The organism is Mitsuaria sp. 7 (genome assembly GCF_001653795.1).
Taxonomy (GTDB): domain Bacteria; phylum Pseudomonadota; class Gammaproteobacteria; order Burkholderiales; family Burkholderiaceae_C; genus Roseateles.
Genome location: NZ_CP011514.1, coordinates 2020552 through 2047369 on the forward strand (window position 1 = coordinate 2020552; position 26818 = coordinate 2047369).

Consider the following 26818-nt stretch of genomic DNA (forward strand, 5'->3'; position numbering starts at 1 on the left):
AGGAACGGGTACGTTTCGGCGCCGAGGATCAGCGCGTCTCGGCGCTGTAGTGGAAAGCGGTGGCGTCGCCCCAGGTGGTGCGCAGCTCGATGCACTGGCCGCCGAGGTCGAAGGCCTTGCGGTCGACACGGATCCCGGGCGCGCCCTCGGGCAGGTCGAGCAAGGCCGCGGTCGCGGCGTCCAGGTGACCGAAGGTCAGTTCGTCGGCGGCCCGCGCGACCGTCACGCCGCACAGACGGGCCAGCATCGGATAGAGCAGGTCCTCCCACTCCGCCAGCGGGAGATCGCGCAACGCGGCGAAGCGGGCCAGCGGCAGCAGCAGGTCCTCGGCGAGCACCGGCTTGCCGTCGAGCAGCCGCACCCGCTTCACGCGCAGCGCGCTGTCGCCGGTCCGCTGGCCGAGCGCCTGGGCTTCGGCCGCGCGCAGGCGCACGGTCTGACAGCGCCGGACCTGCGCGGTGGGCGGTCCGTCCGCCGGCCCACGGAAGCGGAAGAAGCGCAGCAGCGACGGCCCGTTCAGGCCTTGCGTGACGAAGGTGCCCTTGCCGTGCACGCGCTGGATGATCCCTTCCGCCGCCAGCATGGCCACGGCCTGCCGGACGGTGCCCAGCGCCACGCCGAAGCGCTGCGCGAGGTCGGTCTCCGACGGGATCGCCGCGCCGGCGGACCACTCGCCGCCGATGATGCGCGTGCGCAGGTCCTGCGCGAGCTGCGCATAACGGCTGACGCCCGCGGTCGGGGCGAGTCCCGCGTCCGGGGGACTCGTGGATTCTGGCGTGCTGGAAGTGCTCGACTTGCCCAAGGCTGTTTTCCTATAGTCCTCTATAGGACTAGAATTCGCGAATGATGCCGACGCCCCACCCCGCCGTCAACCCCGCCATCACTTCCGCCTCGCGCCTCACCGGCGTGGTCGACACGCACTTCCATGCGTTCGCGCTGACGGGCGCGGGGGCGCCGGGATCGCGCTACGTGCCGGACTACGCGGCGACCCTCGAGGCCTGGGATGCGGCGGTCGCGCCGCACGGCGTCTCGCACGGCGTGCTGGTGCAGCCGAGCTTCCTCGGCACCGACAACAGTCATCTGCTGAAATTGCTGGCGGAGCGACCCGCACAGCTGCGCGGCGTCGCCGTCGTCGGCGCGGGCTTCGCGGTGAACGAGCTTCGCCGGATGGACGCGCTCGGCGTCTGCGGCATCCGCCTCAACCTCGTCGGCACCGATCACCGGATCGGCGAAGAACTGCATCCGCTGTTCGATCAGTTGGAGGCGCTGTCGTGGCATCTGCAGATCCATACGGACCACGGGCGTCTCGCGGAAGTGCTGCGCCAGCTTCCCGAGACCTTGACGGTCGTGGTGGACCACTTCGGCAAGCCGGCCTCGCCGACCGAGGTGAGCGGCCTGGTCGCGGGGCAGCACGACCGGCTCTTCGTGAAGCTGAGCGCGCCCTACCGCCTGGCGGCTGGCTGCGAGGCCAAGGACCTGGCGGCGCGATGGCTGGACCGCGTCGGTCCGATGCGACTGGTGTGGGGCAGCGACTGGCCGTGCACGGCGCATGAGGACGCGCGGGCGACGTCCGCATCGCCGTTGTGGCTGGCGCACTGGCTGGCCTCGGACACGATGACCGAGGTCGTGCTCACCGACAACGCGTTGAGCCTGTACGGCTTCTGAGCGCGCCGCTGCGGGCGCTCCGCGACTGCCGCTACACTTCATCCCGCAGTGCGTTCCGCGCGCTGCCGTAGGCGTTACCGTCATCCAACGCGTCCTTTGTCGAGAGGAGCCCAGCGGGGCAGTTCTCGATGAATCACGACGCCGTTTCCGATGACCACTGGTATCGCCTGCCCGGGCTCTGTTCCTCCATTTCGGCCTGGGCGTCCTCTGCCGGTCTGGTCTGCGGCGTCACCGCAACCTGATCTCCAGAAGGACTTCCCATGAAACTCACCGGCAACACCATCCTCGTGACGGGTGGCACCAGCGGCATCGGCCGCGCACTGGCCGAGGCGCTGCATGACCGCGGCAACCGCGTCATCGTGACCGGCCGACGGCAGCCGCTGCTCGAAGCGATGAGCCTCGCACGGCCCGGTCTCGTCGGGCTGGCGCTCGATGTCGACGATCCCGCTTCATTCGCGCGATTCACGGCGACGCTGCGCGCGCACTTTCCCGAGCTCAACGTGCTGATCGCCAACGCGGGCATCTCGCGCACCGAGGACATGACCCGCGACGCGTGGACCGCGGACGACGCCGAGGCCATCGTGCAGACCAACATCCTGGGCGTGGTGCGCGTCGCGGCGGCGGTGCTGCCGCTGCTCAAAGGCAAGGCGGACGCGGCGTTCCTGGCGACCAGTTCGGCGCTGGCCTTCGTGCCGCGCGCGGACTTCCCGACCTACTGCGCGAGCAAGGCCTTCCTGCATTCGTGGCTGCAGTCGCTGCGGCATCAGATGCGCCACGTGCCCATCGAGGTGCTGGAGCTGTCCCCGCCGTACGTGCAGACCGAACTGACCGGCGCGCAGCAGGCGAGCGATCCGCGCGCGATGCCGTTGCCGGACTACGTCGCCGAGGTGCTGCAGATGCTCGAGGACGGCCGCACGCCGCGCGGCGAGGTGCTGCTCGATCGTGACCTCCCTCGCCGTTGGGCGGAGCGCGACGGGAAGTACGAGGCGCTGTTCTCGGCGATGAATCCGGGCTGAGTAGCGCGCTGAAGCGCCGTCAGCCCGCCGCGTGGCAGACCGCTTCGATGTTGTGCCCGTCCGGATCGATGACGAAGGCCGCGTAGTAGTTCGCGTGGTACTTCGGACGGAGTCCGGGCGGGCCGTTGTCCTTGGCGCCGGCGGCCAGCGCGGCGCGATGGAACGCGTCGACCTGCTCGCGCGTCTGCGCGACGAAGGCGATGTGCATGGGCGCGGTCCGCTCCCCGGTCTGGAACAGGCACAGCGACGCGTTGTTGCTGCCGCAGATCTCGATGCCGTAGGACGGATCGCCCTCCCCGCCTATCGTCACGCCGAGCGGCTCGAGCGCCTGGAGATAGAAGGTCCTGCTGGCGGCATAGTCGCGGACGCCGAATTTGACGTGGTCGAACATGGGCTCTCCTGAAGGGGTTCGCCCATCATCGCGCCTTCTGCCGGCGGCCCCGGACGCGCCCGGATGAGTCTTCCGGGCCATTCCCTCGGGGCCCGACTCGCGGTTACCCTGACCGTGAGATGTCATCAATTCGCAATATTTCTTCTGTAGGGCTGGTCGGCGCAGACCCGGGTGTGCTGTCCTGGTGGCGAGCCCTTCGCGCGATTGCCGCGCTCAACGTCTGCCTGTGGCTGGCGGTGCTGCAGTTCGCGCCGATCACCGGTGTCCAGGCGCATCTGCACCTGGCGCTGTCCGGCGTCTACGTGCTGGTCTGCGCCTATCGCTCGCTGTTCCCGCGGGTGGATCTGGAGCGGCTGGTCGTGATCGACACGCCGCTGTCCAGCATCTTCCTGGGCCGCACGGCGGCCACGATCGCGGAGATCTGCTTCGCGTTCCAGCTCGGGCTGCTGGTCCATCAGCTCGCGACGCATGCCGGCATGCCGGCCGTCGGCAAGGCGGCCTGGGCGATCCCGCTGTTCATGGTGATCGCGCAGGCCTTCTGCTGGCACAGCGTGCTCACGCTGAACCACATCACCCAGGCGGTGGAGTCCTCGCTCTGGGCGGCGGGCTTCAGCTGGATGGCGATCCTGCTGGGCGTCATCGCGGTGAACAGCAGCGGCTGGGTTCACGCGGTGGCGCTGTTCGGGATCGTGGGCGCGATGGGCTTCGTCGCGTATGTGCTCAGCGTGGACGTGCCGATGTACTGCCGCCGCTACCGCGAAGGCCGCGCGCGCGGGCTGGTCTACATGCGCCTGGATGAAGGCGCGCGCGACGCGTGGAGCCGCCGCGTGCACAGCGGGAGCTGGGTCGCGTGGAAGGCCGATGCGCTATGGCTCACGCCGTACTTCAGCTTCGGGGTGTGGGCGAGCATTGCGATGGTGTGCGTGCCGGGGGTGTGAGCAACGCTCACGGTGAGGCACCTACCTCAGGCGCTTCTCTCGGACCTTCGCCATCATTGCCGACATCTCCCGTCCCTCGTCATCGGCGCGCTTCTGCGCCCGGATTCGAGCCGTGAGGCCCATCCACCCGTTGATGTCTGGATCGGCACCTCGTTTGAGCAATAGCGCGACCATCTCCGGATAGCCCCGCTGGACCGCGAAGCACAACGGTGTCTCGCCAATCCGTTCCGCCTCGTTCGCATTGACCGATGCGCCGTGGTCCAGCAGCCACTCCGCGACCCGATAGCGATCAGCCCTTACGGCCTCGTGGAGCGGCGTGTTCCCCAGGTCGTCGAACAGGTTGACGTCATATCCCTGCGCAATCAACCGCTTCATCTCGGTGATGTCTCCTTCGTGCGCGGCACGATGAAGCCGTTCTGCTTCGAACCAGTCGTCTGGCGAATAGGTCGTCTTCGTCATGTTGCTCAAAGTGGGGACGAGTTGTTCCAAGGGCTACTGAAGCGCCCCCAGCATGAGGCCCGGCCAGTGATACGGAGATGACCGGGCCGGGCCAATCGCTGCCGTCAGCGGAGTGGATCGACCGTCGTACTCATGGAGTGCTTCGTGAAGGGATCGAAACGCCATACGACCGCCTTCACTTAGTCTGTTGCAAGAACCGCCCCATCCACCGGTACTGGTGTGCGTTCAGGTCTCCGATCTTCTGAAGGATCGGCGTGAAGCGGGCCGGCCACGTGCACGGGCCTTCCGAAGCCGTGCTCCCGGTGTTGTCCCCGCCGGACTTCATCAGCGCCACCAGCTCGGCGGCGACGGGCTTCTTCTCCGATTCGATCGCGGTGAACTCAGGCTTCTCCATCATGTCCTTGAACACTTGCGATCGCTTCTGCTTGTCCCATCCCTTGGTCTTCAAGAGCGCGTCGAGTTCCGACTCCGACTGGCGCTGCTGGGTGCGCAGCACGTCCAGCTGCAACGCCACGTCTTCCTCGGCGGCCGCTCGTCCCTCGGGTGTAGCGCAGGCCCATGTCGTGGGTCGAAGGGATTGCACGAGGTTCTCCGGCGGGACCATGCCCCGCTCCAGCCCGAATGCCAGGAGCCGTTGCCGAGTCAGCGCGGCGATGCGTTCCGAGAACGCCCGTTCCTGGGCCACGTAGACCAGCGCGATGTTCGAGGAGATGCACTGCGCGCGGGCCAGCCGCACGGGATCCGGGCCGGCCACGAACTCCAGCGCACCGAACGCGAGCCCCATCGATTTGGCGCTCTTCTGCGCCGCGTCCCGCACCCGCGCGAGCTCGACCACGTCAGGCTGCGCGGCGATCTCGGTCAACTTCGCATCGGCCTCGGTCTCGCTCACCGGACTGGATGCCAGCAGTGCACGGCGCAGGCGCGCCTGGTTGTCCACATCGCCCTGCCGGGACAGTTTGCCAAGGCGCTGACGAAGCGCCAGCTCCTTGTCGTATCGGCTGTTGAAGGTCGTCGCATAGGCCGGGATATCGCACAGGCTGGTGGGCGTTTGCGCGGAAGCAGAGGACGCCGCCACACCCAGTGCGGCGGCCAAGAGGATGGATTTCAAGACGGAAGCTCCCCGTTCAACGGACTGCGCCGCAGTCGTTCGTAATAGTGTGCGGCTGGCATGCTGTTCTTGCTGAGGAGTGTCGCCGGTCAACAGGCACGCGGAGGTCGGGACTATTCCGAAGCCACGCCGCGACTCGCGCGTCGAATAGACTCCGGCGCATTTACACCGATCGACACGCGCGCCAATGCCCTGGGTTCACGGAGACTGGATTGAAGACGACGAGGCCGACTCCGAGGCCGGCGCCTGGGCTTTCGAGCCCTACGCGCGACAGCTGTTCAAGCACGCAGGCTGGCAGCCGTTGCCACGGCCCGCACCCGTCGCCGCCGGCGATGCCATGGCCTATGCGACGTCCCTCCTCGAGGAATTCGGGGGCTTGATCGTGGGCGAAGCCACCCCAGACTCCGATCGCGCCGATGGCAACATCCACTTCCTGCGCGCACCCGAGCCTGTTCGCGAACACTGGGTGTCCTGCTGGCCGCGGCTCAGCACTGCGGTGTGGATTGCAGTGGGGCTCGACAGCTACGTCGACGTGCTCGTCGACGCGAAGGGCGACTTCCTGGTCGTCACCGAGATCGACGAGCGCCTGTACAACTTCGGCCGCGATTTCGTGCGGTTGGCAGAGACTCTGCTTCGCAGCCTGGACTGGCCGCTGGACGTCGAGGATGCACCAAGATCCTGACGACGCCCGTCCACCCGCGCTCCGAATCCCACCTCCACGCAGACCTCGGCACCGTTGCGGCTCACGCACAGGAAATTCAAATGACGCTTCAGCGCTGGAAAGTTTTTCTTTGTGCGATCTTCATTCAACTATTGACAACATCGCCAGCACAAGCCCAAGACACCAGACTTTTGGTACGCATTGACCGTGACTCACCCGAATGGACATCGGACACGGAGCGAAGTTTGGCGCGATCTGCAGTCAACTCAATCGCCGCAATCGCCGTCACCGTGAATGAGAAAGCTCTTGATCTGGCTTCCCTGACAGTGGATCTTCCTGACAAATCGACTTTGGTTTTCCATCGGAAGTCTTCAGGTCGAAACAGTCATGCAACACAGTGGTCCGGAGAGAGTTCCGATTCTTTCGCAAGCCTCACGACCTACATGAAAGCCGGCAAGCTGGAAGGCGATCTCAGAATAAGAGGACGCTATTTTTTGATTACGCCAGCATTGACGACCGGTCAATCAATAATCAAAGAGATTGCAACAAAACCGCCTGCCCAGGTAGATTCGCCAATACCACCAGTCCCCCCCTCGACTCCGTCATCATCGCAATCAAGGTCGAGCCAAAGGTCAAGCCACTCCCATCAGAAGGCTGCCCAAGCCTCGACCGAGGTTTCACCCCGCCGAACTGACTCTCCAGCAAATTCATGAGCAACGTCTTGCGGGGACAGCCGCGCACCGAATCCGACGTCCGCATCGACCTCGCCGCCGCCTATCGCCTGGCCGCGCTGGCCGGCTGGGACGACACGATCTACACGCATCTGTCCGCGGCCGTGCCGGGCGAGCCCGGCGTCTACCTGCTGAATGAATTCGGCCTCGGCTTCGACGAGGTCTGCGCCTCCAGCCTGGTGAAGGTCGACGTGCGCGGACGCGTCGTCGACGGCACCGGCCGACGCGTCAACCCCAGCGGCTTCGCCATCCACGGCGCCGTGCACGCCGCCCGCCCCGACGTCGAATGCGTGATCCATCTGCACGCGCCGTGGGGCGTCGCGCTGGCGATGCTCCCCGGCGGACTGCAGCCGACGTCGCAATGGGCCATGCGCCTGCACGGGCGGCTCGGTCGCCATGCCTACGAAGGCCTCGCGCTCGGCGCCGATGAGCAGGGCCGGCTCGTCGCCAAGCTCGGCGCGCTCGACGGCTTGATCCTCGAGAACCACGGCACACTGACCGTCGGCCGTTCCGTCGCCGAGGCCTATCTGCTCATGCACATACTCGAGCGCGCCGCGCAAGCGCAGCTGCGCGCGATGGCCGCCACGGCCGCAACCGGCGGCCGCGTGCTGCAGGTCAGCGATGAACTCGCCGCCCTCACCCACCACCAATGGGTCGGCGACGGCACCGAACGCGACGGCGACGCCGAATGGCCCGCGCTACTGCGCCGCGTGGACCGCCTGTCCCCCGGCTTCCGCCACTGAATCCCCAACACTCCCAGGAGAACACCCATGCCCACCCTCCGCGTCGAACTCTTCGAAGGCCGGACCCCGCAACAGAAGGCCGATCTGGCCAAGGAACTCACCGACGCCTGCGTGCGCGTGCTCGGCGGCAGCGCCGACGGCGTGGACGTCGTCTTCTTCGACGTGAAGCGCCAGGACTGGGCCACCGGCGGCGTCCTCTGGAGCGAGAAGAACAAGTAAGGGTCGATCCTCCCTGTCAGCCTTTACAGGCGCGATGCGGCGTCCTCGCCCCTAGCATCGCGTCGCGCCGAATCGAGCGCGATCACTGACCTCACAGGGAGTTCTGAATGAAGCAATCCAAAGGCATCCCGCGCGCGATCCGCGCGCTCGCCTTGATGCCGCTGCTGGCCACCGGATCGGCCTGGGCCGACTGGGTACCGACCGCCTACAACCGCTTCTATGCGGCCACCGTGACGGTCAACGGCGGCTCCGCCACGGTCACCGAACAGAGCAACGCCTACGGCCCGTTGTACAGCGTGGCCGGCGCGGCCACCGGCGTCCCGCTCTTCATCCAGGCCGGGCTCAACGACGCCCTGCGTCCGCAATTGCAATCCAACGGCGCGACGCTGCTCAGCGGGGTCGTCAGCGGCGACCTGCGCATGACGCTCACGCCACAGTTGAACGGCGTCGCCCGACTGGAGCTCACCGGGCTGGACTACCGGGCCGTGAGCCAGTTCTCCGGCCGCGCCGCCGGCGTGATCCGCTACGACTGCCAGAACACGCTGACCTTCACGAACACCCGCATCGTCGGGCAGATCGGCGGGATCACCGGCCCCGTGGCGCCGGGGACGGTCGGCATGACCACCACGCCCAACTCGTCGACCTGGTGCGACACCAACCTGTCGTGGCTGCTGCCCGTGGTCGGCGACATCATCGCCAACAAGATCACCGGCATGGTCGACGCGAAGATCGAGTCGGGCCTCGCCAATGCGGTGAACGGACTCGACAGCGGCCTGTTCATCGTGGCGGCCGGCAACAACTTCCGCTCCGGCCTGCACAACATGGTGCCGCAATCGACCGTGGTGAGGCTGCCCAACGGGCAGGACTTCCGCATCGGCGACTACGTCTGGAACAACTACAACTACATCGTCGCCAACAGCCAGATGACGCTGAAGCTGGGCCAGTACGCGCCGGTGAAGGAAGTCCGCGGCATGCAGCTGCCCTACGGCAACGTCCTGGTCGGCGTGCCGCTGCGACTGGACGTCGTCCTGCCCGATCTGAGCTTCAGCATCGAACTGCGCGACGAGGCCTGGGTCGACTGGCGCTGGGTCTGCAACGTGACGCGCCCGAGCGAGTTCTGCGAAGAGCCGTGACCTGAAGCGCGAGGGCACCGCCATGTCGGCTCGGTGTCCTCTGGCTCCCTCTCCCGCATTGCGGGAGAGGGCGGGGGTGAGGGCCAGCGGCCCCGGCAGTCAGCCTCACTCCGGCTCTATCCCCGCCGCCTTGATGATCTGCCCCCACTTGCGCGTCTCCGCTTCCTGGAACGCGCGCAGCTCGTCCGGCGTGCTGGCCCAGGCGTCCACGCCGGCGCCGTCGAAGAAGGTCTTCGCCGGCACGCTGCGCAACGCGGCCGTCAGCAGCTCGCGTAGCCGCTGCACCACCGGCGCCGGGGTCGCCGCCGGCACGTAGGCCGCGAACCAGTAGCTCATGTCGTAGCCCGCGACGCCCGCCTCGGCGATCGTCGGCACGTCCGGCAGCAGCGGCGAGCGCTTGGTCATCGAGAAGCCCAGCGCCCTCACCTTCCCGCCCTTGATCTGCGGCAGGCCGGTCGCCGTGTCGGTGATCATGAAATCGACCTGCCCGCCGATCAGGTCGGTCAAGGCCGGCGGATTGCTCTTGTACGGCACGTGCAGCAGCTGCGTGTGCGAAAGCTGCTGGAACTGCTCGCCCGCGACGCGGCTCGACGCGCTCCCGCTGCCGAAGCTCACCTTGCCCGGCTCGCGTTTCGCGCGCGCGATCACGTCCGCCACGGACTTGTACGGGCCGTCCGCCTTCACCACCATCACCTGACCGCCCTTGCCCAGACCCGTCACCGGCGCGAAGTCCTTCACCGGGTCGTAGGGCAGCTTGCGGTACAGGTGCGGATTGGCGGCCTGCGTCGTGTTGGTCGTGATCAGCACCGTGTAGCCGTCCGGCGCGGCGCGCGCGCCCTGCTGCGCCGCGAGCATGCCGCTCGCCCCCGCCTTGTTGTCGACGACCACCGCCTGCTTCGTCTGCTCCGCGATCGCCTGGCCCAGCGCCCGCGCGAGCTGGTCCGTCGCGCTCGCGGCGGCGAACGGGACCAGGAAGGTGATCGGCCGGTTCGGATAAGCGCCTGTGCCCTGCGCCTGTGCCAGGACTTGCCCGGGTGTCGCCGCGCAGAACGCCGCGGCGCTGGCGGCAGTCAGCAAGGCCCGCCGGCGGCTGAGGGGCTTGGGAAAGGTCATCGGGTCGTCTCCATCGTGTCGTTGTGATTCGGGACCGGTCGCCGGAGCAGCGGCAGCAGGTGTTCCGGTACTTCCAGAGGCATCGCCAGCACGACGAAGGACAGCGCCTTGCCGTGGCTGTCGAGGTTCAGCGCATCGTTGACGCCGCCGTCGAGGACGTCGTCCAGCACGAAGTTCATCGCGTGCAGCGCCGGCAGCAGGTAGCGCGTCACGCGGGTCGGCCGGCGGGACGCGAACCGGCGGGCCACCGCGTCCTCGGTGAGCTGCGCCACCAGCAGCGGGTACAGCTCGGGATGCCAGGCGATCACGCTGATGTTGGAACGGTCGCCCTTGTCTCCGGTGCGGCCGTGGGCGGCGAAGCGGAGTTCGACGACATCGGTCATGACAGCGTCACCGTGGCGGTCGCGAGTTCGCGAGGGAACAGGCAGGAACGCAGCCCGAGGCGCGGTCGGACGTTCGTCCTCACGCCCCCGCCGCCCGCGGGGCCGCAGGTGTAGAGCGCCGTGACCTCGCGCGTCAGGCGCTCCGCGCCCGCGCGGTCCGCATGATTCGCCGCGATACGCAGCCGCACGTCTTGCGCATCGCCCATCGGCAGGCGCGACAGCGCATCGCCGCCGTCGTCACCGAACACGCTCGTCACGCCGATCAGATCCACCCGCAGCGGTCCCCGCCGATCCGCCGCGTTCAACCGGGCCTGGAGCACCTCCGCCGCGAGCCGCGCGCGCGCTTCCGCCCCCGGGCCGGCGTAGGAGATCTCGCCCTCCGCCAGCCAGCCGTTGGCGAAGAACACGTTCGCCTTCAGCGCCTCGGGTCGCGCATGACCCCGCACGCCGGACAGCCGCACCTCGTCCACGCCGACCTGCCGCACCTGCGCCCCGCCGATGTCCGCGACGACGTCGGGGGTCAGGTAGGCCGCGGGATCGTGCAGCTCGTACAGCAGTTGCTCCTTGACGGTGTGCTCGTCGACGCAACCGCCGGTGCCGTCGGCCTTGAAGACCGTGCAGCTGCCGTCGGCCTCGATCCGGGCGATGGGGAAACCCACCGTCGCCAGGTCCGGCACGTCCTTGAATCCCGGGTCCGCGTAGTAGCCGCCGCAGACCTGCGCGCCGCACTCGAGCAGATGTCCGGCCATCGTCGCGCCGGCCAGCCGATCCCAGTCGTCGGGCGCCCAGCCGAAGTGCGCGAGCGCCGGCCCGACCGTCAACGACGGGTCCGCCACGCGGCCGGTGACGACGACGTCCGCGCCCTGTCGCAACGCCTGCGCGATCCCTTCCGCGCCCAGGTACACGTTGGCGCAGGCGATGGCGTCGTCGGCGATCACATGCCCTTCGCCCGCCAGCGTCCGCATCAGCAGCGCGCGTTGGTCCGGCGACTCCAGCGCATCGCCGCCCACGACGGCGACGACGGGCACCCGCAGGCCGAGCTCGGCCGCCAGCGCCTGCACGCGGCGCGCCGCGGCCGGCGGATTCGCCGCGCCGAAGTTGCCCACGATCGGGAGACGATGGGCCAGGCAGTCCGCGAGCACGGGTCGCAGCATCTCGTCGAGCAGCGGCTCGAAGCCGCCCTCGGGATCCCGCTGCCGCGCCAGCTGCGCCAGCGCGAGCGTGCGCTCGGCCAGCGTCTCGAAGATCAGCACCGCCGGGCCGCCCAGCCGGATCAGCGTGTCGACGACCGGACGCGCCGCGTCGGTGCGATCGCCGGAGAAACCGGCGGCGCAGCCGACCAGCAAGGAGGGGGACCCGGACGTTGAAGCAGGCGCTGGGACGTGTTCCATGCCCTCGAATGTAGACGTCCACCGCCCATAGGAGAATTCGATTGTTTGGATCAACTGATCGGTGAATCAAATGAATCGACTGTCGTCCGTTCCCTCCGCTTCAGCGACTCCGGCCCCGTCGAACGACGGCGTGGCGCCGGCCAACCTGTCGGCCCGGCAGCTCGCCGCCTTCGTCGCGCTGGCGGAGCTGCGCAGCTTCACGCGTGCGGCGGCGCAGTGCCACCTGTCGCAGCCGGCCTTCAGCGCGCTGATCCGGTCGCTGGAGGACAGCCTGGGCGCCCGCCTCTTCGACCGGACGACCCGTGCGGTCGAGCCCACCGTCGAAGGGACGCTGTTCCTGGACCCGGCGCGCCGCCTGCTGCAGGACATGCGCCTGGCGACCGACGACCTGCGCGACCACGTCGCGCGCCGCCGCGGCCGCGTGGCGCTGGCCGCCCTGCCCGCGCTCGTGGCGGGCTGGCTGCCGCCGCACCTCGCGACCTTCCGCCAGCAGTACCCGGGCATCGAGCTCGATCTCGCGGACGTGCTCTCGGAAAGCTGCGTGGAGCGCGTCCGCACGGGCCGCGCCGACCTGGCGCTGGCCGCCGTGCGCGCCACGGCGCCGGAGCTGTCGGTCGAGCCCTTCCTGTCCGACGACTTCTACCTGGTCTGCCGGCGGGACCATCCGCTCGCGAAGCGTCGCAAGCCGACGCTGGCGACCCTCGCGTCGCAGCCGCTGATCGGACTGGCGCGCCACAGCAGCGTGCGGCAGGCGCTGGACGCCGCGCTCCCCTCATTGCCGATGCGACCGGTGCTCGAGTTCGAGCAGCTCAGCTCGGTGGCGGGCATGGTGGTCGCGGGTCACGGCGTGACGCTGGTGCCGGCGCTGACGCTGTTCCATTTCAACCATCCGGACCTGATCGCGCGCCCGATCGTCGACGAGGGACTGCAGCGCCACATCTACCTGATCCGGCGTCGCGACCGGGCGCTGTCAGCCGCGGCGCAGGCGATGGCGGAATCGCTGTGGCGCTGGGCCGCGCAGGGGCCGAAGCGCGCGGGCGTGACGGTGCATGCGCCCATCGGCTGAGCCGGGCATCACACGCGCATCGGCAGTCCCTCGGCGACGCTGGCTGAGCGATCAGAGGCGCAAGCCGCACATGCCAAACATGATGGCGGTCGCCACGACCACGGCGAGGCCGGTGCCGGCCGCGACCAGGCGTCGACCCGTCGTGTCGGACACGCCATGCGCCACGAGCACCATGCGCAGTCCGCAGAAGGCATGCGTGATGACCGCGGCGACGGCGAGCGCGTAGTACGGCACGAGCCGGATGTTCCAGGGATCGCCGATCAGCCCCGTCGGCGCGCCGACGGCGAAGTCCCAGTCCGATTCGATCCTGAGGAAGCTGCGCGCGAAGTACAGCACCGAGTTCACGTGACTCGGCAGCGCGACGGCCAGGTAGACGCCGGCGGACAGCTGCAGCGCGCGGAGGAAGTCGCCCTGCCGCCGCGACGCCCGCCACGCCAGCGTCAGCCCCGAGACCACGAGAAAGGCCCCGAGGCCGAGGACGACCGGTTCGACCCATGGCGAGCGGTAGACGTGCCGCAGCGTGTGCATCACGGAGCGATGCAGCTCGTCGCCCAGCAGGCCCAGCAGATGATTGCCGAGATGCCAGGCCAGGAACATCAGGATGAATGCCAGCGCGGCGGCGCCGTGTGCCCTCGGCAGCCATCCGGGGATGGTGCCGGCCGCCGTCGGCGCCAGCGGCCGCGCGCGGTCGCCCCTGGCCACGTAGACCGCCATCGATGCCCAGAACACGGCCAGCAGCCACCGGTCCCAATCGGACACCCCCGCCACGTAGCTGAACACGCCGACGACGACGAAACAGGCCGGCGCGCTGACCGCCAGCAGCGCCACCCGCCGCGCGCGCAACTGGCCCGTGGTCACCGGCGTGCCGCGCAGCAGCCGGGCCACCGCCAACAGCGCGAGGAGAGGGATCAGGAAGGCCACGGACAGCGAGGCCGTCGCGATGGCCGTGTCGAGGATCCCGCCCGCCCTCGCCGCCTCCACGTGTGCATGGAACACCGCCAGCGGGAGCGGATAGAGCGCCGCGCCCAGCGGCGGCAGGAGGCCCAGCCACGGCGTCGCGTCCGCGTCCTGCGCCAGCGCTTGCGACTGGTCTTTCGCCCTCGCCCTCGCGGTGCCCCCTGCAACGGTGGTCTCACCGGCGAAGCGGGCCGGCAAGCGCGGCTGAGGATCCGGGGGCTGAAGGACTGGCATGGCGACGCACGGGAGTGGACGCGCAGTGTCCCCAACGCGCGGCGCCTCGGCCAGATCCACTTTCGATGCCGATCACTGGGACAGTGGAAGGCGGCAACCGGCGTCAACCGGTGGCAACCGGCGGTGCGCGTCGCCGGTCCGATGCGGGTCCGTGAACCTCTTCACGCCAACCCGCCGTGTAGGGCAACGCCTGACACCCGGAGTGGCGGGAACGGCGCAGACATCGAGGCCGGGCGGTGCCACCATGAGTCAAGGACACCGCCATGAAAATACTGATCGCCGATCCCTCCGACGCCTTCCGCAAGACGCTCTACGAGCGCCTGCGGGAAGTGCCCACCGCGACCGTGGTGGGCCAAGCCTCCGACGAGGACCAGGCGGTCCTGCTGGCGGCGCTCTGTTCGCCCGACCTCGTGCTGACGGAACTGGACCTGGGACGAGGCAGCGGCTTCGCGCTCATGGAGCGGCTCCGCGCCGCGGGCTATGAGGGCCTCGCCTACATGGTCACCTCCGCCGACGAGGCGGAACACGGGCCCCGCTGCGTGGAGGCGGGCATCACCGGCTTCTACGACAAGACCTACGACATGGAGCGCCTGCTGCAGGCGATGACCGTCCTGGCGCAGGCGCCGGTGACCTTCGGCCAGTCGCGGATCCGGGCCAGCGCCATCTGAGGATCGAGGATCGAGGATCGAGGATCGCGGCCTGCGGTCTGCGCTGCGCCGGGACGACCCGGGCATGGGTGTTGCCGGTAGGCCTTGAGCCTGAGAAAGAGACCGACCCCTTGCCGCAGCATTGCAGGATCCTGGTGGTCGACGACAACGTCGATGCCGCCGACACCCTCGTCGCCCTCCTCGCGACGAACGGGTTCGTCGCGTGCGCCATCTACGACGGCTCGGAGGCCGTGCTGCTGGCCGAGTTGATGAAGCCGACGCTGGTCTTCCTGGACATCGACATGCCCGGCATGGACGGCTACGACACAGCGGCCTGCATCCTCCGCGGCGCGCCGGCCGACGGGCATCCCCGCCTGGTGGCGCTGACCGGCCGCAGCAGCGCGGGGGACCGGACGCTCAGCACGAGCGCGGGCTTCGACCTCCATGTTCGCAAACCGATCGGGTGCGAGCAGCTGTTCGATCTGGCCGCGGCGGCCTATGACGGGCCGGAGCAACCCCACTAATACAAGGCAATCAGCAGCATCTTTTTGCCACTACTGTATGCACATACAGTATCATGGAGCCATCCAACTCCCGGAGTACCGGCATGCTGCTCGACCTCAACAACGCGGCCTCGATCGTGGAATGGTGGTGCATCTTCCCTGAGCGCCACGGCCCGCTGCTGGCGGACTGGGAGCGCCGCCGGCCCGAGCATGCCGCGGAGATCGGCCGCGCCCGACGCCTGATCAAGGCGGACCCGGCACGTCGCGCGATGATGGCCCGGGCGCAGGCCGAGGAACACCACGCAAGACCTGCCCCCGAGTACCGGCCGTCGTTCGACGAAATGGCCGCGGGGGAGCTGCGCGACGAGGACAGCGTCAGCCTCGCCACCGCGGCCTAGCGCTCAGACCGCGGTCTTCTTCAGGGCGGCGACCGCCTCGTCGAAGGAGAACACCGTGTCGTGCGGCCGATCCGGTGAGATCTGGTCCACGGAGGTCCTGTTCGCCGAGAACATGGAGATCACGCGGGCCTGCGGCCATCGCGCGAGCCTCTCGTTGAGCGCCTGCGCGTCAGCTTCGACCGCGCCGTCCGCGGCCGCCGCCACGACGAGCACGACCTGCACCGCCGCGTCGTCCAGTCCGGCCGGAACGCTCGCCAGTTCCTGCACGGTCACATGCAACGCGTCCCGCTGATCGCCGCGCAGCAGCCTTACGAGCAACTCCGCCGACAGGTGGGCCTCGCGATCATCCATGCTGATGCACATCAGCGCAGGGGGTGCGCCTGCGACGGCGTGGCCGGGCGATCCCGCCTCGATGTTCAGCCGGTCCTGACGCAACTGGAGTCCCAGATCGCCGCCCAGCAGCATCGACGGCGTCCATCGGCGCTTGGGCGCGTGCGGCAGGCGCGTCAACTCACCGAGCACCTGCAGGATGACGCGTTGCGCCGCGGACCGCTGCTGCTGCGTGATCAGGTTCCTGCCCAGATCCTCCCTGCCGAGATTGAGCGCGGGCAGGACCACCTTGTCGCAGTAGGCGGCCAGCGATTTCCGCTTCAGGAACGCTCGGGCGTCGGCCAGGATCTCCACCGCGTCGCCGCTCAGGCTCCGTTGATAGAAGCGTTGCGCGAGGCTCAAGGCGGGCGTGTCGCCCAGGAGGATGTCCAGGAAGGCCAAGGCAGGCACATGCCGGCCCGCGACGACGAGGCAGAGCGTCAGCGGCGTGGACAGCAGCAGGCCGACGGGCCCCCACAGCGCGCTCCAGAAGATGGCGGCGACAACGACGGACAGCGGGGAGAGTCCCGTCGCATGTCCGTACAGCCTCGGCTCCAGCACGTGGGCCACCACGAGCTCCACCGCCAGGAAGACGAGCGCGGTCGACCAGGCGAGATCCCAGCCCGGTGACACGCCCGCGGCCACCGCGCAGGCCCCCAGGGCCGCGGCGGGAAATCCGACGTAGGGGATGAAGCGGAGCACGCCGGCCAGCACCGCCCAGATCACGGCGTGCGGCATGCCGAGCACCACGAGCAGGACGCCGATCACCACGGCCACGCCGAGATTGACCGTGAACTGCGAGATGAAATAGCGCGACAGGCGCTGCCCCGCGTCGTTCACGGCGCTGGTCGCCGCGCGGATGTCCGATCCGCCGAGCAGGCGGATCAGGCGGTCGCGGAGCACGTCCTGCTCCAGCAGCGAGAAGATCAGCACGAGGATGACGATGCCCACCGTTGCGGCCGGCCCCCAGACCGCCGCGGCCAGTTGCCTCAGCGCGTCCACGCCGCGGTCCGGCGGTTCCGCGGGCGATGTCGTCCGACGCCGGGACGGCCACTCCGGATCGCCGCTATCTGCGGGCTCGGCGGTCGATGAGGACGACGGGGACGACGGGGACGACTTCAAGGTCCCCATCATGCGACCGGCCCGGCCATGCGCCTCTTCCAGCTGGTCGACCGTGAGCTTGCGCAGCGTGCTCACCTTCTCCTGCAGGTTGGCCTCGTAGGCCGGCAGCTCGCGGGACATGGCGCTCAACTGGCCCAGGAGCGCCGCGCCGAGGACCACCATGAAGCAGCCGGCCAGCAGCAGGGCCGAGATGGCGGCCGCGGTCTGCCCCAGTCCGAGGCGTCGGAACCGCCGCACGAAGGGCGCCAGGACGAACGCCAGCGTCCCCGCCAGCGTCATCGGCACCAGCACTTCCCTGCCCAGGTAGAGCAGCCCCAGGACGGACACGCCGATGAGGAACTTGGCGGCCAGGGGCGACGAAGGAGAGGATTGAGTCATGGGGATTCGCGGACGTCCGACCTGGGAGTATGCCCACGGCCTGCGGCACGTCGCCGTCGCAGGCGCCGACGGCCGGCGCAGCCCCTCGCCAGCGCTTCAGGCCTTGGCCACCACCATCCGCAGCCCCGGATCCTCCGGCTGCGCGGACAGCGTCCATCCATGCGCCTCCGCGATCTCCTGGCAGATCGCCAGGCCGAGGCCGGCGCCATGGTCGCGGCGATGCGCGCCGCGCCAGAAGCGCGCGAACATCCGCGACAGCTGGTGCGGGCTCACGCCCGGTCCTCGATCGCGGACCGACAGGCGATCGCCCTCGATCTCCACGCTCACGAGACTGCCGGCCGGCGCATGCTGGATGGCGTTCTCCAGCAGGTTCTTGAGCAGCGTGAACAAGGCGCCGCGGTCCGCATCCCACATCACCGCCCCGCCCGGCGCACTCGCCGGGTCCGACGCATCCGCCCTGTCCGCGGCACCGACCACGACATCGAGATCCACCCCGCGCGCCGTCGACATCCGCGTCAGGTAGTCGACCGCCTCATGCGCCGCCGCGACCACGTCGGTGGGCGCGAAGACATAGTTCTGCGCTTCGCTCGCCTCGGCCAGCAACAGCAGCTGCTGCACCTGCCGCGTCATGTGCTCGACGTCCTGCAGCAGCATGTCGGGCCCTTTGCCCGAGGCCATGAGCTCCACCTGCGCGCGGATCAGCGCCAGCGGCGTCTTCAGTTCGTGCGCCGCGGTGGCGAGGAACTCCTGCTGCACGCGATACCCGCGCTCCAGCCGGTCCAGCGCGCGGTTGAAGCTCTCGACCAGCGGGACGATCTCCGTCGGCACGCGGTCGATCTGCAGCCGCCCGTGCACCGATCGCGGCGAGATCGCCGCCGCCGACGCCGAGACCTCGTGCAGCGGCTGCAGCACGCGCCGCAGCGTCAGGTAGGCGCAGACGCCGAAGACCAGCAGCAGCGTCAGGGCGAACAGGCCCATGCCCTTGCTCATGAACAGCATCGCGAACTCCACGTCGAAGAGCTCGAAGAGCCGCGCGCTGCCGGCCTGCTGGAAGTACCAGGCGCGACCGTCGTGCCGGACCACCTCGGTGGCCCCGCGCATCGACTGCCCGGCGTACGTGAACGAGAAGTTGCCCTGCTTCAGCCGGCGCGCGCCCGGACCGCTCGCGGCCCAGAAGGCGTCCGACTCCGGCGACGCGAGCACGACCCGGCCCGACGCGTCCAGCAGCCGGTACGCCAGGTCGTCCTTCAGCCTGACGTACATCCAGTCATACTGCCGGACACGCGCGTTCAAGCCGATCGGCGTGCCGTCCGCGTCGAACACGAGCTTCTCCGCGAGTTCCTCGGCGAATTCGGAAATGTCCTCGTCGAAGTAGCGCGTGCCGCGCCAGCGCGCCACGCCGTCGAAGACGAGCACCAGCGTTGCCACGGTCAGCACGACCCCCGCGAGATAGGCCGCCATCACCTTCACGGTGAGGCTGTTCATCCATCCCGGGGTCGCGCCCGACGGCGCGCGGTCGGCGGGTGCTCGGCTGTCTTCAAGCATCGGAAACGGCCATCAGAAGCGGTACTGGTAACCCACGAAGACGCGATTCTCCGTCGAACGGTCGACCAGCGAGCTGTCCTTGATGCCGCTGCCCAGCGACGTGACGCTGAGGTCCAGCAGCATCGCGTGGTGCTGGTTGAACAGGTACATCGTGCGCAGGCCCACCTCGGCGTTGGTCGTCGACTTGCCCTGGTAGAACGCGCGGCCGGCGCGGACTTCATCCGCGCGCACGCCGTAGTAGTAGTCGACGTACTTCTTGTCGACCCAGTTCGCGCCCAGGCGCGGCGTCAGCATGAACTGGCCTCCGAGGCGCCAGGTCTTCTCCAGCGTCAGCGCGAATTTCTGGCCCTTGCTGTTGCCGGAGGCGTCCGCCGTCCATTCGCCGCCGAGGTCGAACATGTCGGTCTTCCACTCGGCCTTGGCGCCCAGCCACACGCCGCCCTTGCGCTCGGCCATGCCGTTGAGGATGGGCGCGTCGTCCTGCTTGTAGCCGCCCAGGTCCAGCTTGGCCACCAGGCCGAAGTCGACGCGCTGCGACGGGCTGATGTTCCAGCTCGGCAGCTTGCCCGTCACCCCCAGCCCGGCGACCTTCACCCAGCGGTTCTCGTAACTGATGATCGGCAGCACCTTGGTCTCGCGGTCGTAGCCCGTGTAGGCCTTCTGGGAGCTCACGGCGCCGACGCCCAGGCCCCACGACGATTCGCCTTCCTTGCCGCCGGGACCGCCAGGACCACCGGGACCGGCCGCCATCGCGGACAGCGGCGCCGACACGCAGAGAACGGCGGCGGAAGAGAGGACGGCGCGGGAGAACGGGAAGAACGCGCGCGAGGACGTGCGGGGAGCTTGCGAAAGGAGTCGTGTCTGCGGTGCCATGAGAAGTTCCCGAGAGGGGCGGTGATTGGAGCCCGCATGGTCGGTGCCGCAGTCTTACTGAGGACTTACCGTACGCCGGTAAGGATCCGGAAAGACGGCCGACGGGACAGTCGCGGCCCATGCACCGACGCTCCCTTCCCTTCACCCTCCTGAGCCTGCCGCTTCTGGGCGCCTGCGGCTCGCTGTCCTCGCCGGCAAGTCCTGACCCCGCGCCGGGCACGGTCCCGGTGCCCGCGCAGTGGCAGGCCCCGCAGCCGCACGGCGGCCAGACGACGGACCTGCGCCGCTGGTGGTCGCAGTTCGACGATCCGCTGCTCGCGACGCTGGTCACCGACGCGCAGGACGCGAGCCCGACCGTCGCCACCGCCGCCGCCAACATCGCCGACGCCCGCGCCGCGCGTCAGGCGGGCGAGGCCGCGCTGCTGCCCACCGTCGACCTCGGCGCGAGCGCCTCCCGCGCCCGGCCCGAACCCGGCGCCCCGCTCGTCAAGTCGGCGTCCGCCAGCCTGCAGCTGCAGTGGGAGCTGGACGTCTTCGGCGCCAACCGCGCCGGGGCCCAGGCGGCGCAGGCGCGATTCGCGTCGTCGCAAGCGGCGTGGCACGGCGCGCGGGTCTCCGTCGCCGCCGAGGTCGCCGGCGCCTACGCCGACCTGCGCGCCTGCGAGGCCCAGGCCCATCAGCTCGACCAGGACGCGGCCTCGCGCCTGCGCCTCGCGCAGCTGACCGTCCAGGCGACGCAGGCCGGCGCGCGCTCGCCGGCCGCGGCCGCGCTCGCCCAGGCCAGCGCGGCGGAAGGCCGGGTCGCGCTGATGCGGCAGCTGACGAATTGCGACCTGCTGGTGAAGTCGCTGGTCGCGCTGACCGCCCGCGAGGAGACCGCCCTGCGCGCCGAACTGGCCACCCGCGCCACCCGGTTTCCGCAACCGCGCGAGTTCAGCGTGACCTCGCTGCCGGCCGAGGTGCTCGCGCAGCGTCCCGACATCCAGGCGGCGGAACGCGATGTCGCCGCCGCCGGCGCCGATGCGACGCAGGCCGCCGCGCGGCGATGGCCGCGCATCACGCTCGCGGGCAACCTGGGCGCCGCGCGATCCAGCAGCGCGGGCCTCTCGACCGATGGCACTGTGTGGTCCGTGGGGCCGGTGGCCATCACCTTCCCGCTCTTCGACGGCGGCACGCGCCGCGCCAACGCCGAGGCCGCGCGGGAGCGCCACGGCGCCGCGATCCGCGTCTACGCGGCCCGGCTGCGCACCGCCGTGCAGGAGGTCGAAAGCGCCCTCGTCACGCTGCAGAGCACCGCGCTGCGGCAGGAGGACGCCGCGACCGCGGCGCTCGGCTACGAGCGCTCCTACCGCGCCACCGCCGCCAGCTACGAGGCCGGCGCGTCCAGCCTGTTCGAGGTCGAGGACGCGCGCCGCTCGCTGCTGTCCTCGCAGAGCACGCTGAACGAGCTGCGCCACGAGCGGCTGCTCGCCTGGATCTCGCTGTATCGCGCCGTCGGCGGCGGCTGGGCCTCGCCCGCGCCGGACGACGGCGCGGCAACGCCCCGCCGGCCGGCGCCCGAGACGACGGCTTCCGCCTCCCCCTTCCCCTCCGACCTGCTCCGCCCATGATGACTCCCTCCCTCAAGCTCACCCTGACCGTGGCGGGCGCGGCCCTGCTCTGCGCCGCCCTCGCCGTCAAGTTCGTCGGGACGTCCGCCGCGGCCAGCGATCCCGCCGCCGCGCACAAGGAGACGCCCGCGCTCGCGGTCGCCGTCGCGCGGCTGCGACCCGCGACGCTCCCGATCCGCCTGTCCGCCAACGGCAACGTGACGGCCTGGCAGGAGGCGCTGATCGGCTCCGAGGCCAGCGGCCTGCGCCTCACCGAGGTGACGGTGAACGTCGGCGACGAAGTCCGTCGCGGCCAGGTCCTGGCGACCTTCTCCGCCGACACGGTGAACGCCGAACTCGCGCAGCGTCGCGCGGAAGTCGCGCAGGCGGCCGTGGCGCTCAGCGAAGCCTCGGCCAATGCGCAGCGCGCGCAGGCGCTGCAGGAAAGCGGCGCGATGTCGACGCAGCAGATCCAGCAGTACGACGCCGCCGCGCGGTCCGCGAAGGCGAAGCTCGACGCCGCGCGCGCCATCGAGGAGAGCCAGGCGCTGAAGCTCAAGCACACCCGGGTGCTCGCGCCCGACGACGGCGTCATCTCCGCCCGCGCGGCGACGGTGGGATCGGTGGTGCCGGCCGGCCAGGAGCTGTTCCGCATGATCCGCGGCGGCCGCGTCGAATGGCGCGCGGAGATCGCCGCGCCCGACCTCGCCCACCTCAAGCCGGGGCAACGCGTGCGCGTCACGCTGGTCAACGGCGACGCGGTCGACGGCCGCGTGCGCATGATCGCGCCGTCGGTCGACACGCTCACGCGCAACGGCCTGGTGTATGTCGACCTGCCGCGCCATCCCGCAGCGCGCGCCGGCACCTACGCGCACGGCGACTTCGACCTGGGCAGCAGCGCCGCGATGGTCCTGCCGCGCAGCGCCGTGCAGATGCGCGACGGCCTGCACCAGGTGATGCGGATCGACGCCAAGGACCGGGTCACCCAGGCCCGCGTGAAGGTTGGCCGCCAGTCCGGCGACCTGATGGAGATCCTCGACGGACTCGATCGCACCGATCGCGTCGTCGCCTCGGGCGGCGCCTTCCTGGGCGACAACGACCTGGTCCGCGTGGTGGAAGGGACCAAATGAACATCAATGTCTCCTCGTGGTCGATCCGAAATCCTTCGCCCGCGATCCTGCTCTTCGTCCTGCTGACCGTGCTCGGCCTGATGGCCTTCTCCGCGCTGTCGGTGCAGAACTTCCCCGACATCGACGTGCCGCGCGTCTCGGTCTCCGCCTCGCTGCCCGGCGCCTCGCCGTCGCAGATGGAGACGGAGGTCGCGCGCAAGATCGAGAACTCGCTGGCGACAGTCCAGGGCGTCAAGCACATGAACACGACGCTGACCGACGGCGCCGCCGACATCGCGATCGAGTTCCGCCTGGAGAAGCCCACGGACCAGGCGATCGACGACGTCCGCGACGCGGTGGCGCGGGTGCGCGCCGACCTCCCGGCAGACCTGCGCGATCCGGTCATCAAGAAGGTCGAGATCGTCGGCTCGGCGATCCTGACCTTCACCGTGGGCTCGCCGCGGCAGGACCTCGAGGCGGTGTCCTGGTACATCGACAACGAGGTGAGCCGGGCGCTGCTCGCCGTGCCCGGCGTCGGCGCGGTCAACCGCGTCGGCGGCATCGAGCGCGAAGTGCGCGTGGAACTCGACCCGCGCCGCCTGCTTGCGCTGAACACGACGGCGGCGGAGATCTCGCGCCAGCTGCGCGAGGTGCAGCAGGAAGCCTCGGGCGGCCGTGTCGACCTGGGCGGCATCGAGCAGTCCGTGCGCACCATCGCGACGGTGCAGACGGCCGAGGACATCGCCGCCATCGAGCTGTCCTTGACCGACGGCCGCCGCATCCGCATCGGCCAGGTCGCCACGGTGACCGACACCGCCGCGGAGCCCCGCGCCGCCGCCTTGCTCGACGGCTCGCCGGTCGTGGGCTTCGAGATCGTCCGCGCGCGCGGCTTCGGCGAGTTGGACGTGGCCGAGGGCGTGCGGCGCGCTGTCGCCGGCCTGCAGAAGCGCCGGCCGGACCTGCGCTTCGTCGAGGCGGTCGACTTCACCGGCGAGATCGTCGAGAACTACGACGGCTCGATGCGCCTGCTGGTCGAGGGCGCGGCGCTCGCCGTGCTGGTGGTGTTCCTGTTCCTGCGGGACTGGCGCGCGACCTTCGTCGCCGCGGTCGCGCTGCCGATGTCGGTGATCCCGACCTTCGCGCTGATGCACTGGATGGGCTTCACGCTGAACACGGTGACGCTGCTGTCGCTATCGCTGGTGGTGGGTGTGCTGGTCGACGACGCCATCGTCGAGATCGAGAACATCGAGCGCCACCTGCTGATGGGCAAGTCCGCGTACGAGGCGGCCATGGAAGCCGCGGACGAGATCGGCCTGGCCGTGATCGCGACCACCTTCACGCTGGTCGCCGTGTTCCTGCCGACGGCCTTCATGAGCGGCACGGTCGGCAAGTTCTTCGTCCAGTTCGGCTGGACGGCGGCGGGCGCGGTGCTGTTCTCGCTGGTGGTGGCGCGGCTGCTGACGCCGATGATGGCGGCCTACCTGCTGCGTGCGCCCAGACAAGCGGACAAGGATGGCCTCAAAGACGGACACAAGGACGGGCACGAGGACGGACATAAGGACGGGCACAAGGATGGGCACAAGGATGGGCACAAGGCCGAGCCGCGCTGGGTTCGCGTGTACCTCGGCGGGGCGCGCTGGTGCCTGCGCCATCGCGCGATCACGGTCGGTGTGGCGACGGCGTTCTTCCTGGGCGGCATCGGCCTGGCCTTCCTGCTGCCGACCACCTTCATCCCGCCGGACGACGGCGTGAAGACGCAGGTCACGCTGACGCTGCCGCCGGGCAGCAAGCTGCCCGCGACGATGGCGATGGCCGAGCGCGCCCGCGTGCTCCTGGCCAAGCATCGCCACGTGCATGGCGTGTTCACGGTGATCGGGGTCGCGGGTTCCGGCGGCAGCGGTCCGGGGGGCGATGATGGCGGTGCCGCCAACGTGCGCACGGCCGTGCTGACCTTGCAGCTCACGCACCGGTCGGACCGCGAGGACGGCCTCAAGCAGCAGCAGATCGAGGCGCAGCTGCGCGAGCGCCTGGCCGTGCTGCCCGGCGTGCGCGTGAAGGTGGGCGAAGGCGGCTCCGGCGCCGACTACCAGCTGACGCTGGCCGGCGACGACGCCGAACGGCTGGAGCGCCACGCCGCGCAGGTCGAACGCGAGCTGCGCACCCTGTCCGGCGTCGGCGCGGTCAGCTCGACGGCCAGTGTCTCGCGGCCGGAGCTGCGCGTGCGGCCCGACTTCGCACGGGCGGGCGACCTCGGCGTGACCTCGGCGGCCATCGCCGAGACCCTGCGGGTGGCGACGATGGGCGACTACGCGCAGTCGCTCGCCAAGCTGAACCTGAGCGAACGGCAGGTGCCGGTGATGGTGCGCCTGAGCGACGCCGCCCGCGAGGACCTGGACACCATCCGCCGTCTGCCGGTGCCCGGCGCGCGCGGCCCGGTGCCCTTGGAGCATGTCGCCGCGCTGGACTTCGGCAGCGGTCCGTCGGAGATCCAGCGGCAGGACCGGCAGCGCACGATCACCCTCAGTGTCGAGGCCAACGGACGTCCGCTCGGCGACATCGAGAACGAGGTGCTGGCGCTGCCGGCGCTCAAGCAGCTGCCGCGCGGCATCACGCTGGGCGCGCTAGGCGACGCGGAGGACATGGACGAGATGGCGTCCGGTTTCGGCATGGCGATGCTGACGGGCGTGCTCTGCATCTACATGGTGCTGGCGCTGCTGCTGAACAACTTCGTCCAGCCGCTGACCATCCTGATCGCGCTGGTGCTGTCGGTGCCGGGGGCGATGCTGGCGCTGTTCCTGGCCGGCTCCACGCTGTCGATGCCGTCGATGATCGGGCTGATCATGCTGATGGGCGTGGCGACGAAGAACTCCATCCTGCTGATCGACTACATCGTCATCGCGCGCCGAGATCACGGCCTGGGCCGCATGGAGGCGATCGTCGACGCCTGCCGCAAGCGCGCGCGGCCCATCGTCATGACGACGATCGCGATGGGCGCGGGGATGCTGCCCGTGGCGCTGGGCTATGTGGGCGATCCCAGCTTCCGGTCGCCGATGGCCATCGTCGTCATCGGCGGGCTGATCACGTCCACCTTCCTGAGCCTGCTGGTCATCCCGGTCGTCTACAGCTTGGTGGACGACGTCATCGAGCGCATCAAGCGCGTCAAGCGGATCAAGCTTGACGGCAGGACCGCCTCCGACACGGTCGACGAACTCAGGTCAGCAGTCCGCCGTCCACCGTGATGATCGTGCCGGTGACATGTCTTGCCCCCGGGCTCGCGAGGAAGGTCACCGCCGCGGCGATATCCGCCGGCGCGGCGAAGCGCCCCAGCGGCGTGAGGCCGCGCTGGTAGTCCGCGCTCTCGCCGTTGGCGGGATTCATGTCGGTGTCGGTCGAGCCCGGTTGCACGAGGTTGGCGGTGATGTCCTTGGGGCCCAGCTCCTGCGCCAGTCCTCGGTTGAACGACTGCAGCGCCGACTTGGTCATGTAGTAGACCGTGCCCGGCGATCCGACGATGCGGTCCGCCCCGGCCGAGCCGATGGTGATCACGCGGCCGCCCACACCGAGGTGCGGAATCGCCGCCTGCGTCGCCAGCACGGGCCCGCGGACGTTGACCGCGAGCAGCGCATCGATGTCCTCCACGCCGATGTCCGCGATCGCGCTGTACCGCGCGATGCCGGCGTTGTTGACGAGGATGTCCAGCCCACCCAGGGCCCCGACGGCCTCGTCGACCGAGCGCTTGATGGCGGCGGGATCCGCGCTGTCGGCCTGGATGGCCACGGCGCGGCGGCCGAGCTGCTCGATGGATGCCACGACCGCCTGGGCCCGCTCGGGCGAGTTCTGATAGGTCAGCGCGACATCCGCGCCGTCTTCCGCCAGCGCGACGGCGATGGCCGCTCCGATGCCGCGGGAACCGCCGGTGACCAGGGCGCGTTTTCCAGTGAGGGTGCTCATGATTCGTCCTTTATGCAGTGATCGATGCATTAATCGTAGAATGGTGGCAACGATGGGGTCAAGCTATTTATGAATCGATCACTGCAAAAAGAGATTCCGGGGCCGGTTGAGCCCGTGAGCGCCGCG

General features: G+C 69.6%; 26 protein-coding genes. 14 read left to right on the forward strand and 12 right to left on the reverse strand.

Going from position 1 to position 26818, the window contains the following annotated elements; all coding sequences use genetic code 11:
* Window positions 1–28 precede the first annotated feature (28 nt).
* Complete coding sequence (locus tag ABE85_RS08895) at window positions 29–802, reverse strand: GntR family transcriptional regulator (protein WP_067272833.1); 774 nt, start codon at window positions 800–802, stop codon at window positions 29–31.
* A 41-nt stretch (window positions 803–843) separates the two neighbouring features.
* On the opposite strand from ABE85_RS08895, the gene ABE85_RS08900 reads away from it, so the two are divergent.
* Complete coding sequence (locus ABE85_RS08900) at window positions 844–1665, forward strand: amidohydrolase (RefSeq protein ID WP_082938461.1); 822 nt, start codon at window positions 844–846, stop codon at window positions 1663–1665.
* Window positions 1666–1925: 260 nt separating this feature from the next.
* Window positions 1926–2681, forward strand: coding sequence for an SDR family oxidoreductase (locus ABE85_RS08905; RefSeq protein WP_067272835.1), 756 nt, complete (start codon window positions 1926–1928; stop codon window positions 2679–2681).
* Window positions 2682–2700: 19 nt separating this feature from the next.
* Here the strand turns inward: ABE85_RS08905 and ABE85_RS08910 are convergent, their stop codons facing one another.
* Entirely contained in the window at window positions 2701–3072 is a 372-nt protein-coding gene (locus ABE85_RS08910) for a VOC family protein (protein WP_067272838.1), read from the reverse strand.
* 119 nt (window positions 3073–3191) lie between these two features.
* Here ABE85_RS08910 and ABE85_RS08915 point away from each other — a divergent pair, with 119 nt between their 5' ends.
* Window positions 3192–4010, forward strand: coding sequence for a hypothetical protein (locus ABE85_RS08915; protein ID WP_157522127.1), 819 nt, complete (start codon window positions 3192–3194; stop codon window positions 4008–4010).
* Window positions 4011–4031: 21 nt separating this feature from the next.
* Here the strand turns inward: ABE85_RS08915 and ABE85_RS08920 are convergent, their stop codons facing one another.
* Both ABE85_RS08920 and ABE85_RS08925 read right to left on the reverse strand, forming a co-directional pair.
* Window positions 4032–4469 carry an ankyrin repeat domain-containing protein gene (locus ABE85_RS08920; protein WP_067272842.1) on the reverse strand — a complete coding sequence of 146 codons (438 nt, stop codon included), beginning with the start codon at window positions 4467–4469 and terminating at the stop codon, window positions 4032–4034.
* Window positions 4470–4644: 175 nt separating this feature from the next.
* A complete protein-coding gene (locus ABE85_RS08925) occupies window positions 4645–5577 on the reverse strand; it encodes a hypothetical protein (protein ID WP_157522130.1) in 933 nt (310 codons plus the stop codon).
* A 187-nt stretch (window positions 5578–5764) separates the two neighbouring features.
* Between ABE85_RS08925 and ABE85_RS08930 the strand changes: the two genes are divergently transcribed.
* The 4 genes from ABE85_RS08930 to ABE85_RS08945 all read left to right on the forward strand — a co-directional run bounded on the left by ABE85_RS08930 (window position 5765) and on the right by ABE85_RS08945 (window position 9064).
* On the forward strand, window positions 5765–6259 hold the full coding sequence (locus ABE85_RS08930; RefSeq protein WP_067272849.1) for a hypothetical protein: 495 nt from the start codon (window positions 5765–5767) through the stop codon (window positions 6257–6259).
* Between the two features lie 688 nt (window positions 6260–6947).
* On the forward strand, window positions 6948–7712 hold the full coding sequence (locus ABE85_RS08935) for a class II aldolase/adducin family protein (protein WP_067272851.1): 765 nt from the start codon (window positions 6948–6950) through the stop codon (window positions 7710–7712).
* 27 nt (window positions 7713–7739) lie between these two features.
* Entirely contained in the window at window positions 7740–7931 is a 192-nt protein-coding gene (locus tag ABE85_RS08940) for a 4-oxalocrotonate tautomerase (protein WP_067272854.1), read from the forward strand.
* A 107-nt stretch (window positions 7932–8038) separates the two neighbouring features.
* Window positions 8039–9064 carry a hypothetical protein gene (locus ABE85_RS08945; RefSeq protein WP_067272857.1) on the forward strand — a complete coding sequence of 342 codons (1026 nt, stop codon included), beginning with the start codon at window positions 8039–8041 and terminating at the stop codon, window positions 9062–9064.
* 105 nt (window positions 9065–9169) lie between these two features.
* Here the strand turns inward: ABE85_RS08945 and ABE85_RS08950 are convergent, their stop codons facing one another.
* The 3 genes from ABE85_RS08950 to ABE85_RS08960 are packed head-to-tail and all read right to left on the reverse strand — an operon-like array spanning window position 9170 to window position 11951.
* Window positions 9170–10177: a tripartite tricarboxylate transporter substrate binding protein gene (locus ABE85_RS08950; protein ID WP_067272860.1), complete on the reverse strand. Its 1008-nt coding sequence runs from the start codon at window positions 10175–10177 to the stop codon at window positions 9170–9172.
* On the reverse strand, window positions 10174–10560 hold the full coding sequence (locus ABE85_RS08955; RefSeq protein WP_067272863.1) for a hypothetical protein: 387 nt from the start codon (window positions 10558–10560) through the stop codon (window positions 10174–10176). The genes ABE85_RS08950 and ABE85_RS08955 overlap by 4 nt, the downstream gene beginning before the upstream one ends.
* On the reverse strand, window positions 10557–11951 hold the full coding sequence (locus ABE85_RS08960) for an acyclic terpene utilization AtuA family protein (protein WP_067272865.1): 1395 nt from the start codon (window positions 11949–11951) through the stop codon (window positions 10557–10559). Before ABE85_RS08960 ends, ABE85_RS08955 begins: the two co-directional genes overlap by 4 nt.
* A gap of 70 nt (window positions 11952–12021) precedes the next feature.
* Between ABE85_RS08960 and ABE85_RS08965 the strand changes: the two genes are divergently transcribed.
* Complete coding sequence (locus ABE85_RS08965; protein ID WP_082938462.1) at window positions 12022–13017, forward strand: LysR family transcriptional regulator; 996 nt, start codon at window positions 12022–12024, stop codon at window positions 13015–13017.
* Window positions 13018–13068: 51 nt separating this feature from the next.
* On the opposite strand, the gene ABE85_RS08970 is transcribed toward ABE85_RS08965, so the two are convergent.
* The gene (locus ABE85_RS08970; RefSeq protein WP_157522133.1) at window positions 13069–14208 is read right to left on the reverse strand and encodes a hypothetical protein; all 1140 of its coding nucleotides are present in this window, start codon (window positions 14206–14208) and stop codon (window positions 13069–13071) included.
* Between the two features lie 263 nt (window positions 14209–14471).
* Here ABE85_RS08970 and ABE85_RS08975 point away from each other — a divergent pair, with 263 nt between their 5' ends.
* The 3 genes from ABE85_RS08975 (at window position 14472) to ABE85_RS08985 (ending at window position 15756) form a co-directional block, all read left to right on the forward strand.
* Window positions 14472–14876, forward strand: a complete 405-nt coding sequence (locus ABE85_RS08975; RefSeq protein ID WP_067272872.1) for a response regulator — start codon at window positions 14472–14474, stop codon at window positions 14874–14876.
* A 134-nt stretch (window positions 14877–15010) separates the two neighbouring features.
* Window positions 15011–15379, forward strand: a complete 369-nt coding sequence (locus ABE85_RS27920) for a response regulator (RefSeq protein ID WP_197507268.1) — start codon at window positions 15011–15013, stop codon at window positions 15377–15379.
* An 83-nt stretch (window positions 15380–15462) separates the two neighbouring features.
* Entirely contained in the window at window positions 15463–15756 is a 294-nt protein-coding gene (locus tag ABE85_RS08985; protein WP_067272878.1) for a hypothetical protein, read from the forward strand.
* Window positions 15757–15759: 3 nt separating this feature from the next.
* Here the strand turns inward: ABE85_RS08985 and ABE85_RS08990 are convergent, their stop codons facing one another.
* The 3 genes from ABE85_RS08990 to ABE85_RS09000 all read right to left on the reverse strand — a co-directional run bounded on the left by ABE85_RS08990 (window position 15760) and on the right by ABE85_RS09000 (window position 20043).
* Window positions 15760–17625, reverse strand: a complete 1866-nt coding sequence (locus ABE85_RS08990) for an AI-2E family transporter (RefSeq protein ID WP_067272882.1) — start codon at window positions 17623–17625, stop codon at window positions 15760–15762.
* Window positions 17626–17721: 96 nt separating this feature from the next.
* On the reverse strand, window positions 17722–19170 hold the full coding sequence (locus ABE85_RS08995; RefSeq protein WP_082938465.1) for an ATP-binding protein: 1449 nt from the start codon (window positions 19168–19170) through the stop codon (window positions 17722–17724).
* A 12-nt stretch (window positions 19171–19182) separates the two neighbouring features.
* Window positions 19183–20043: a MipA/OmpV family protein gene (locus ABE85_RS09000; RefSeq protein ID WP_082938466.1), complete on the reverse strand. Its 861-nt coding sequence runs from the start codon at window positions 20041–20043 to the stop codon at window positions 19183–19185.
* 119 nt (window positions 20044–20162) lie between these two features.
* On the opposite strand from ABE85_RS09000, the gene ABE85_RS09005 reads away from it, so the two are divergent.
* The 3 genes from ABE85_RS09005 to ABE85_RS09015 are packed head-to-tail and all read left to right on the forward strand — an operon-like array spanning window position 20163 to window position 25980.
* Window positions 20163–21653: an efflux transporter outer membrane subunit gene (locus tag ABE85_RS09005; RefSeq protein WP_067272891.1), complete on the forward strand. Its 1491-nt coding sequence runs from the start codon at window positions 20163–20165 to the stop codon at window positions 21651–21653.
* Window positions 21650–22762, forward strand: coding sequence for an efflux RND transporter periplasmic adaptor subunit (locus ABE85_RS09010; RefSeq protein ID WP_067272892.1), 1113 nt, complete (start codon window positions 21650–21652; stop codon window positions 22760–22762). The genes ABE85_RS09005 and ABE85_RS09010 overlap by 4 nt, the downstream gene beginning before the upstream one ends.
* Window positions 22759–25980, forward strand: a complete 3222-nt coding sequence (locus tag ABE85_RS09015; RefSeq protein WP_197507270.1) for an efflux RND transporter permease subunit — start codon at window positions 22759–22761, stop codon at window positions 25978–25980. Before ABE85_RS09010 ends, ABE85_RS09015 begins: the two co-directional genes overlap by 4 nt.
* On the opposite strand, the gene ABE85_RS09020 is transcribed toward ABE85_RS09015, so the two are convergent.
* Complete coding sequence (locus tag ABE85_RS09020) at window positions 25952–26692, reverse strand: SDR family NAD(P)-dependent oxidoreductase (RefSeq protein ID WP_067272895.1); 741 nt, start codon at window positions 26690–26692, stop codon at window positions 25952–25954. The two genes, ABE85_RS09015 and ABE85_RS09020, sit on opposite strands and share 29 nt — an antisense overlap.
* Between the last annotated feature and the right edge of the window lie 126 nt (window positions 26693–26818).